The organism is Pedobacter sp. UBA5917 (genome assembly GCF_002432345.1).
Classification (GTDB): domain Bacteria; phylum Bacteroidota; class Bacteroidia; order Sphingobacteriales; family Sphingobacteriaceae; genus Pedobacter.
Genome location: NZ_DJDT01000020.1, coordinates 1 through 5,278, shown reverse-complemented (window position 1 = coordinate 5,278; position 5,278 = coordinate 1). Strand labels below are relative to the sequence as shown.

Sequence of the window (5,278 nt, the reverse complement as noted above, 5' to 3'; positions counted from 1 at the left end):
GTTACCTTTCAGTGCGAAACCAACCACACAACCGTTCAGGAGGATTTTCCCGATCCCACAGGCAACGCTTGATGTAACCAAATCGATTAAACAGAACCAGGGATATTAATCTCCCGGTTTTTAACTGATCTAAAAATATAAGATTAATTTAAGAACAGCAGTAAGCTTTTGCTTACTGCTGTTTTTTGTTTTGTAGTATTTTAGGCTAACAACTGGTATTAGAATTTTTTAAAAGATTGTTTAAAAACTATTGCTGACATTCAAGGGGCCTGCTGTGCGCTGCAGTATTATCTGTATCAAGATTAAAATTGTTTGTTTGGATTACAGGCTCAACATCTGAAGCAACCAGACCATTGGGGCCAAAAATGATCTGGAATTTCACGGAATCTCCGATATTGATGCTGTTATGCATCAGTTCAAAATCAAAAAAAATGTCCTGGCCGTTTTCATCTTCGATAAAGCCTTTGTTAAAAACCGGATCAATATGTGTTACAATACCTTTTCTCATAACTGGTTTGGTTGATGTATGAATAAATAGTTATGTGAATATAACAGGTTTGTTACATTTAAGCAATAGTTTTTTGTGGGTTTAAATTTTCTTCATTATTAGTTCATAATCGATTCCAAAAAAAGCATTCTCGAGATAGATTTAGCTTCGCTGAGCACTTTGTGGTTCTCGACTTCGCTGCACTACGCTCGAAATAACGATAACTTGAGAGAAGTTAAATACTTTAACTCTATTTTATCGCCCCAAACGCTGCGAAATATGAGTTTTTATGCAGGATTTCTGTAACCTTAAATCCTACTTTTTGCAATAAGGCCAGCTGATAGTTTAACGAGCGTGGAGTATCTTCATAGGCAATATAATCGAATACCTTTTGCCTGTATTCAGGTCCGCCGAGGGTTTCAAGGTAGGCACCATAATGTTCCTGAAAAAGCTGATCAATCAAAGGTGAATCATGTGCGATAAGATCCGAAATCCAGATACTGCCCCCAGGTTTCAGTGCCTTATAAACTTTGGTAAATACCAGTTCCCAATCCGCATCAGTGCGTAAATGATGGAATGTAGCTGCTGCAAGTATAATATCAAAATGATTGTCGGGCAGATCAAGGTTACGCATATCGTCCTGTATCACCGTTACTTTTCCTGTTGTTTGGGCCGATACGCGTTCTTTCGCACGTTCGAGCATCGGTAAACTTAAATCATTTAAGGTGCAGTTAAGATCCGGGATCCTGCTCAGCATTTTTAAAGTATAATTGCCCGCTCCGCAACCAATATCCAAGAGTTCTTTGGCATTTGGGTTAATGTATTTTGCGGCACCGGTGCAAAGTTCCATGGTTATGGGTGCATCAATAGTGGTTTGCTGGCCGCTTTCCAGGTTGGAGAAACGTTCTACATCGTTATCAAATCTGGTTCTAATTTCTTCATTCGTTGCTTTCTGCGAATAATCTGTATCCATATTTTATTTTTTTTGATAAAGTTAAGGCTGTTAATCATATTTGTAAAATATCATTTTTTGCATAAATTGATACTTATTAGGTATTGTAAATATGGAACTCAGACATCTTTTGTATTTTAAAACCGTTGCAGAAGAGCTTCATTTTACAAAAGCCGCAACAAAACTCTTTATTTCGCAACCACCTTTAAGCCGGCAGATTAAAGAACTCGAAGAAGAGTTGGAGGTGCAGTTATTTGTGCGGAATAATAAACGCGTAATGTTAACCAATGCCGGAAAATACTTTAAGGCCGAAGTTGATGCCTTATTTGCCAGGCTCGAAGAAAGTAAGGAAACCGTAAGTAAAATACACAATGGTGTGAGCGGGGAATTAAAGATTGGATACATTAGCTCTGTATACCAGTCTCATCTGGCTGAAATTTTAAAATCCATGCAACAGGAATTCCCTTATCTAAAAACCAGTTTGTTCGAGGTACCTACGCTTACACAGATCAAAGAACTGGAAGAGGGGAGGCTCGATGTTGGTATTTTACGGGCACCTGTACTATCTGAAAAATTAAAAGTAGAATCGCTGTTTTTTGATCCTTTTGTGGTGGTTATTCCGTTAACCGATCAGCAATTCCGCACGAAAGAAGCTTTTGCCGATTTTTTAAAGAGCAGTCCTTTTATCTTTTTTAATAAAGATTTTGCCCCGCAGTATAACCAGAAACTAGTCGAAATCTGTAAAAGAATGGGCTTTACACCTGATATTACCCACGAGGCCAACAATGTACATTCTATATTGCAGTTGGTAGAAGCCGGATTAGGTGTATCTATTTTGCCATCATCCTTAAAAAAACAATATGCACAGTTGAAAGTGGCTTTTGTTGAGCTTAATGATATCCCTGTAAACACAGAAGTGGTACTGGCATATAAAGAATCCAATCAGCACCCGGCTTTGGCTTGGTTTATCGGGCACTACAGGGAGAGCCATGGCTCAAATCCAAGTGAATAATTGCCAATTTTACTATTTTACTTTGATTTGTCGCCACACACTGCAGGAAGGTTTCAAAGTAAATAACTGTTTCAAAATGAAAAAAATAACTGTATTTTCATCACAACTTTAAAACAAATAAAAAACAAACAACGCTCCAATGTTTAAAGATCCTTTTTCGTTCTATGGCAGAATCCGCCGTACCGAATACGCCCTAACACACATCATGTATTTTATCGTTTATTTCTTTGTAACGATGTTACAAGAGAATGGCACTTTTGGTGCCTGGATCAATATCATTATACTTTTACCATTTTACCTCATGATTTCGCAGGGCGCGAAACGTTGCCACGATCTGGGTAAATCAGGTTGGTGGCAGCTCATTCCATTTTATGGCTTAATCATGTTTTTCGGGCCCGGCGATTACGGTCCGAATGAATATGGCGATAACCCCAAAGGTGAGGGGAACGAAAGTTACGACGAATTTGGCTACGATGTTAAATCCGGTAAAATGATGGATATAAATGGTCATCAAACAGATCTGCAGGGGCAAGAGGTTAAGGCGGAGTAGGAGGTTTATATCGAATCCGTCATCTCGACTGCAGTGGAGGGATCTATAACAAATTTAGTTTCCTTTTCTAGCGCAAGTCTTAGTGCTGGGGGATATGAAGGTTGGGTGACTTGTGCTTTTAGGGCTAAGGCTTGCGCTAGATTTGGGTGATAAAAATTGAATTATGAAGAATGAAATCCAGTAGTATAATAGCCATAGAAAATAAAAGTATCATAATTACAGGGAAGTTTCCTTCTTCAAAGATTGACCTGGTAAAAGAGGTCTTAAATTTGGATAATTTCGATGAGTCAGAGATTATTGTATTCTGTGCTTTTTCAGAATATGAAATCCCCATAGGAACTGTTTTCAACTTTGTCGAAAATATGAATGGATATGTTTTAATCGAGGGAAAGATTACTTTAATTGGTGTAACACAACAATTTTTTAAACCATTTGATGCGATACCCAAGGGTTGGAAGACAATTTGTAAGTTTAAATTTGATATGGAAACGTCTTCTCTACTAACTCATTTACCACAATCACCCTCATGGTATCAAGATATTTCATCATTAAAATTAACACAAACGAATTATAAAATAAATGGATCTAAATTTAGTTGAAAAAGAAGTAGAAGATTATTTAAACCAAAAATATAAATATGATGATGACAGTTTAATTGTTTTAAGCGATGATACAATTGAAAGGGATACATATTGGGTGTTTTTTTATGTAAATAGAAAATATTTAGAAACAAACGATTTGTCGAATATTGTTGCAGGTAACTCGCCTATAATTGTAAATAAATTAACCGGAGAAAAGCACAATACAGGAACAGCTTATTCAATAGAATATTATATGGAAGAGTATGAAAAGAAATTTGTTTAACTAAGATTCAGCCCTTCCAGTTGTTTCAAAAGAAACCTTCTTCTCGGCGCAAATTGTAGTATTTGGCTCTTATATTTCCTTAAATGTCTTATATGGTTCAAAAACGCTATGCTTTTACGCTTATAATTTTTAATGAATGCCATTATTAATTTTTTACCATTTAAGGAATATAAGTGACATATAAGTTGTGTGGAGCAAATACCCACGCTATAATTTCTCAGGTGTTTTAAGGTGGCTTAGGTGGTCAAAAAAAAGATAAAAAATGTTGCTAGCGCAAGTCTTAATGGCTAGGATTAGCTGGTAGGTGATTTGTGCTTATTGTAGTGGAGAGATCTATAACAGATTTAGTTTCTTAGCTTTTAAACGTTCAATTTCCTGCAGAATTATTTGCTTTTCCAGCTTGGATTTGGTGAGTTTTACGGCCATTTTATAATGGAATATCGCTTTTTCGATATCCTGTTCAGTGTAAAGATGCCCCAGTAAACTCTGGTAATAACTATTGTCTGCCAGGTTTAGTTTTTGGGTTTCAGAAATGGCTTTTTCATTGCCATATACTTTATTGATAACAAATATTCTGTTCAGTTCGATTACGGGTGAAGGTGCTGTAAGGACCAGCTGATCGTACAGTTGTAAAATATGCTGCCATTTTTGTTCGTGATGGGGGATGGTATGCCAATAGGCTATTCCTGCTTCGAGGTGGTATTTTGAGACATCGTTTCCGTCAAAAGCATTTACGAGGTAATAATTGCCCCTGTCGATAAGTAATGTATCCCAGGTGCTTTTATCCTGCTGCTCATAAACTATGGCCTCGCCTTTATCATTAATCCTCGAATCCAATCGCGAACTTTGAAAACACATTAAAGCGAGTAAAGCATTAACTTTTGGGATGTTTGTTAACGGATTTTCTCTTAACATTAAGGTTAGCCTAATCGCTTCCGAACAAAGATCTTTCCGGATAAGCTGATCGTTTGTTTTCGAAAAATAACCTTCATTAAAAAGCAGGTATAACGTCTGTAAAACCGTTTCCAGTCGCGATTTAATATTGTTTTCGCTTAAAACCTTAATTTCGAAACTATCATTCCTAAGATTTTTTCTGGCCCTCAGCAACCGTTTTTTGATGGTTTCGGGCTTTGCCAAAAAAGCATTGGCTATTTCTTCGATCGTAAAACCACACAAAATCTGAAGTGCCAGGCAGGTTTGTGCCTCAGCAGAATTGGCCGGATTACAGACCGCAAAAATCATGGATAACTGACTATCTACCATATACTGGTTGTCAAATTCAAAATATTCTTCTTCCTGTATTTGTTGTTTGCTCACTTCACTTTTAACCTGCGTATCAAAAACTGAGCGGTGTTTAAAGTAGTCTTTCGTTTTATTTTGCGCAACGGTGTAAAGCCAGGCGGTAGGATTAGC

The 5,278-nt window shown here is 37.0% G+C and carries 7 protein-coding genes; 4 read left to right on the top strand and 3 right to left on the bottom strand.

All coding sequences use genetic code 11. From position 1 onward, the window contains the following. Window positions 1-247: 247 nt before the first annotated feature. Both B2V92_RS01440 and B2V92_RS01435 read right to left on the bottom strand, forming a co-directional pair. Window positions 248-508 carry a cold shock domain-containing protein gene (locus B2V92_RS01440; protein ID WP_293304164.1) on the bottom strand — a complete coding sequence of 87 codons (261 nt, stop codon included), beginning with the start codon at window positions 506-508 and terminating at the stop codon, window positions 248-250. Between the two features lie 229 nt (window positions 509-737). Next, entirely contained in the window at window positions 738-1,460 is a 723-nt protein-coding gene (locus B2V92_RS01435; RefSeq protein WP_293304162.1) for a class I SAM-dependent methyltransferase, read from the bottom strand. A 91-nt stretch (window positions 1,461-1,551) separates the two neighbouring features. On the opposite strand from B2V92_RS01435, the gene B2V92_RS01430 reads away from it, so the two are divergent. The 4 genes from B2V92_RS01430 (at window position 1,552) to B2V92_RS01415 (ending at window position 3,865) form a co-directional block, all read left to right on the top strand. Then, complete coding sequence (locus B2V92_RS01430; protein ID WP_293304160.1) at window positions 1,552-2,451, top strand: LysR family transcriptional regulator; 900 nt, start codon at window positions 1,552-1,554, stop codon at window positions 2,449-2,451. 139 nt (window positions 2,452-2,590) lie between these two features. Beyond that, on the top strand, window positions 2,591-3,001 hold the full coding sequence (locus B2V92_RS01425) for a DUF805 domain-containing protein (RefSeq protein ID WP_293304158.1): 411 nt from the start codon (window positions 2,591-2,593) through the stop codon (window positions 2,999-3,001). 170 nt (window positions 3,002-3,171) lie between these two features. After that, on the top strand, window positions 3,172-3,600 hold the full coding sequence (locus B2V92_RS01420; RefSeq protein ID WP_293304156.1) for a hypothetical protein: 429 nt from the start codon (window positions 3,172-3,174) through the stop codon (window positions 3,598-3,600). After that, the gene (locus tag B2V92_RS01415; protein WP_293304154.1) at window positions 3,581-3,865 is read left to right on the top strand and encodes a YrhB domain-containing protein; all 285 of its coding nucleotides are present in this window, start codon (window positions 3,581-3,583) and stop codon (window positions 3,863-3,865) included. Before B2V92_RS01420 ends, B2V92_RS01415 begins: the two co-directional genes overlap by 20 nt. 333 nt (window positions 3,866-4,198) lie before the next feature. Here B2V92_RS01415 and B2V92_RS01410 read toward each other — a convergent pair. Then, window positions 4,199-5,278 (bottom strand): RNA polymerase sigma factor (locus tag B2V92_RS01410; protein ID WP_293304152.1); only part of this gene is annotated, 1,080 nt, incomplete at its 5' end.